This is a genomic window from Deltaproteobacteria bacterium, assembly GCA_030654105.1.
Taxonomy (GTDB): domain Bacteria; phylum Desulfobacterota; class SM23-61; order SM23-61; family SM23-61; genus JAHJQK01.
In genome coordinates this window covers 1-3,259 of sequence record JAURYC010000311.1, presented here as the reverse complement: position 1 = coordinate 3,259, position 3,259 = coordinate 1, and the positions used below count along the sequence as shown (strand labels likewise).

Here is a 3,259-nt window from a genome sequence, read left to right as displayed (position 1 = left end):
CACGGGCAGAGGGCTTTGATTTCGGGGAGGTTTTTAAGGGGAGAAAATGTTTTTTCGTGCGAGGGAATATCCAGTTTGCTGGGCGTTCCTATTTCTTCTCCCCCTCCAGCATGCGGGGTTACAGTGGAAATTTGTAAACGGTCGGAAAAAATCAGCCCCTGGTCCAATCGCACCAATCCTTCTTCGGCTAAGTCTTCAAGAAAAGCCTGAAAAACTTCCTTGGCCATGGCATCCAGACCTTTCACTTTCCCTGTACTACGGAGTGCGCTGTGTTTGTGGTCCATTTCCCCCATAAAAACCTGGATCACATGTCTTAGGTCATTCCCGTTAGCAAGAAGGTTTACCTTGTTCAGAGCCAAGGAGGTCAGAATCTTCATCTCAATTCCGAAGTTCTGCTTAAAGGGAACGGAAAGCCAAAAATTAAGGGTGCCCGCAATTTCTCCGGAGAGAAAGTAAAGGAGCTTTTTCAAGGGATTAATGGAGGGGTGATCAAAGATCGAAATAAACGGCGTAATAAAAGCATTGAGTCGCCCGCCGTGGGGGCGGTGATAGACCAGTTTCGCCACTTCGATCTCTTGGAACCAGAGGATGGCTCCCACCGGGTCGATAACCCACCGAGGGTTAAAATATCCTTCCCGAATGTCCGAATCAATAAACTCGATGATGGTCTTGGGGTTATTCAGTCCTTTGGCTGTACAAAGATGATACAATAAGCCGCGCATCGATAATCCTTTTCCGGAAGCCTCTTTGGAGACATCGTTCATCCCGTTCCATTTGGCGTAAAAGACTTGGACCCCGTATTTTTTAGCCATCAGGGGTACATCATCATGTTCACTCCCGCCAAAGGCAATCCAGATTTCATCAATGATTCGCCCCATCAGCGGCTGAAGGATTTGAATCTCCCGCTCCAGAGTCAGTAACTCTTCGTCGCCGCGAGTGGGAAACACCACGATCACGGGAATGCCTTCGTTGTTTTTGATCTCCTCCACTCGCTCCCGATCCATGGAATGCGCCATTAAAAGTGAGAGGGGGGGCATAATTTCTTTTCTCCCCGCTTTTTCGGGGTCAATCGCTTCCATCATTTCTATCGTCGGCATGGCAAATTTGATTTCTCCTATTTCTTAACCCCTTCAGCTTCCCCAGAGTCCCCTTACTTTATCCCGGCTGAAGAGAAGATATCTTCGATCCGCTGAAAAAATTTCGAGGGTAATCGTCCCGTCGTAACCGGAATCTTTCAAAAGTCCAATGATTTTGGGCCATGGGATGTTGCCCGCGCCCAAGGGCAAATGCAGGTCTTCGCTTTTGCCGAAATTATCCGAGAAATGGACATGGAATAACCTCTCCCGAAAAGCCTGGAGGAATTGTCCGGTCCGGTTTCGTTCGACATTGAGATTGGCATGGCCTACATCCAGATGAAAACCAAGCTGGGACATCCGGCCAAGGGCCTCTTGGATCTGCTCTACGGTATTAAAAGTGCGATCCATATTTTCGATAAGAATCCGAAGACCCAAGGGTTCGGCCAACCTCAAAATTTCTTCCAAAGATTGCAGGTTTTTTTGCATAATTTCTTTTGGGCTTAAGGAAAAAGGAATGGATTTATCCGGGTGGACCGTCACGGTGGGCGCTCCGATCTCTGCAAAAACCTGAAGCGCCCGGTGCATTTCTTCCAGGGCGGATCGGCGTAGGGTGTCATACGGAGAAGCGATGGGCAGGTAATAGGCGGTATGCCCTACAATCCCGAGGTTAAAATCTTGTAATGCTCTTTTCACTTCCGGAATCTTGATCTTCCCCGGTTGAACGGCGGGAGGTTCCAAGGTGAGGTCGAGGTAATCAAATCCGTTCTTTTTTGCCCAGGCGATTTCGGCGCAAAGATCAAAACGGGGATTGTTCATCATCCCGATCTTCATGGACTCCTTCCCACAGCTATACCGTTATCCAGCGTAAAGAAGCCTATCCGAAAAAGATCAAAATAGTCAATAAAAAATTTGGGATGGCAACGGCTCCGGAGTTGACAAGTTGGCTATAATCGGATAGGTTTGAACTATAGCAATTGAAAATTTTTTGGGGACGATTACCTAAAACCTGGATCCTCTTTCAGATTTTAGGTCCTCCCGCCAGGTTATAAAATGTACGAAATCAAAATCAAAACCGATTTTGCCGCGGCTCATTGCCTGCGGGAAGTCGGGGGAAAGTGTGAATCCTTGCACGGGCATAATTTCACCGTCGAGGTGGCCGTAGAATCCGAAGCCCTGGATGAACTGGGAATGGTCATAGATTTTCGAATTCTAAAAACCAAAACCCAGGCTGTACTTCAGGCTTTGGACCACCGTTACTTGAACGAACTGCCCCTCTTCAAAGGGAAAAATCCATCCTCCGAGAATCTCGCGTCATACATTTTTGAAGAGCTTGCTCGCCAGATTGACCAGCAGGGTTACTGGGTAAGCTGGGTTGCGGTATGGGAATCGGAGACTTCCCGGGCCACTTATCGCAGGACAGGAAAATGATTGACATTCAGAACCGCAGGGATCACCGCCGGGTGGGGATCAATAAGGTTGGGGTAAAGAATATCCAGTATCCCATCACGGTCCTGGATAAACGCAATAAAGTGCAGCATACGGTGGGCAAGGTTAATATGTATGTCAACCTGCCCCATCATTTTAAAGGCACCCACATGAGCCGCTTCATCGAGATTTTAAACGAATATCGCGGCACCATAAACATCAAGGCCATTTCCACCATCTTGAGTAAGATGAAAGAAAAGTTAAATGCTCAATCTGCTTATCTGGAAGTGGAATTCCCTTACTTTGTAGAGAAAAGAGCACCCGTCTCTGGGGCCAAGAGCCTGATGGGTTATACCTGCCAGTTTCTGGCTTCTTTGACCAATGGGCATCATTCTTTGGTCGTGGGAATAATAGTCCCCGTGACCACCCTTTGCCCCTGTTCGAAGGAAATCAGCAAAAAAGGAGCTCACAATCAACGGAGCCTGGTCACCGTGAAAGTGACTTTTCGTAAATTTTTCTGGATCGAGGATTTGATCCGGATAGTGGAAAAATCGGCCAGCGCAGCGGTTTATTCCCTTCTCAAACGCTCGGACGAAAAGTTCGTCACCGAGAAAGCATATGAGAATCCCATGTTCGTAGAGGATGTCGTCCGCAATATTGCTGTACGCCTTCACGCCCACTCCAATATCACCTGGTTCCGGGTGGAATCTGAAAACCTGGAATCCATTCACAACCACAACGCCTATGCTTGCGTGGAA

At 47.9% G+C, this 3,259-nt stretch carries 4 protein-coding genes; 2 read left to right on the top strand and 2 right to left on the bottom strand.

Translation table 11 applies throughout. The features are described 5' to 3' along the window. Both Q7V48_13580 and Q7V48_13575 read right to left on the bottom strand, forming a co-directional pair. Positions 1-1,097: hypothetical protein (locus Q7V48_13580; protein MDO9211757.1), on the bottom strand; the 1,097-nt coding region annotated here is incomplete at its 3' end. A 33-nt stretch (positions 1,098-1,130) separates the two neighbouring features. Next, the gene (locus tag Q7V48_13575; protein ID MDO9211756.1) at positions 1,131-1,907 is read right to left on the bottom strand and encodes a sugar phosphate isomerase/epimerase family protein; all 777 of its coding nucleotides are present in this window, start codon (positions 1,905-1,907) and stop codon (positions 1,131-1,133) included. A 219-nt stretch (positions 1,908-2,126) separates the two neighbouring features. Here Q7V48_13575 and queD point away from each other — a divergent pair, with 219 nt between their 5' ends. Then, on the top strand, positions 2,127-2,504 hold the full coding sequence (queD, locus tag Q7V48_13570; GenBank protein ID MDO9211755.1) for a 6-carboxytetrahydropterin synthase QueD: 378 nt from the start codon (positions 2,127-2,129) through the stop codon (positions 2,502-2,504). After that, the coding region (folE2, locus tag Q7V48_13565) for a GTP cyclohydrolase FolE2 (GenBank protein MDO9211754.1) at positions 2,501-3,259 on the top strand (759 nt) is incomplete at its 3' end. The genes queD and folE2, both read left to right, overlap by 4 nt.

Excerpts from the sequence above, each read along its gene's own strand:
- Q7V48_13575 (MDO9211756.1), bottom strand. The coding sequence starts at position 1,907 with ATGAAGATCGGGATGATGAACAATCCCCGTTTTGATCTTTGCGCCGAA.
- queD (MDO9211755.1), top strand. The coding sequence starts at position 2,127 with ATGTACGAAATCAAAATCAAAACCGATTTTGCCGCGGCTCATTGCCTG.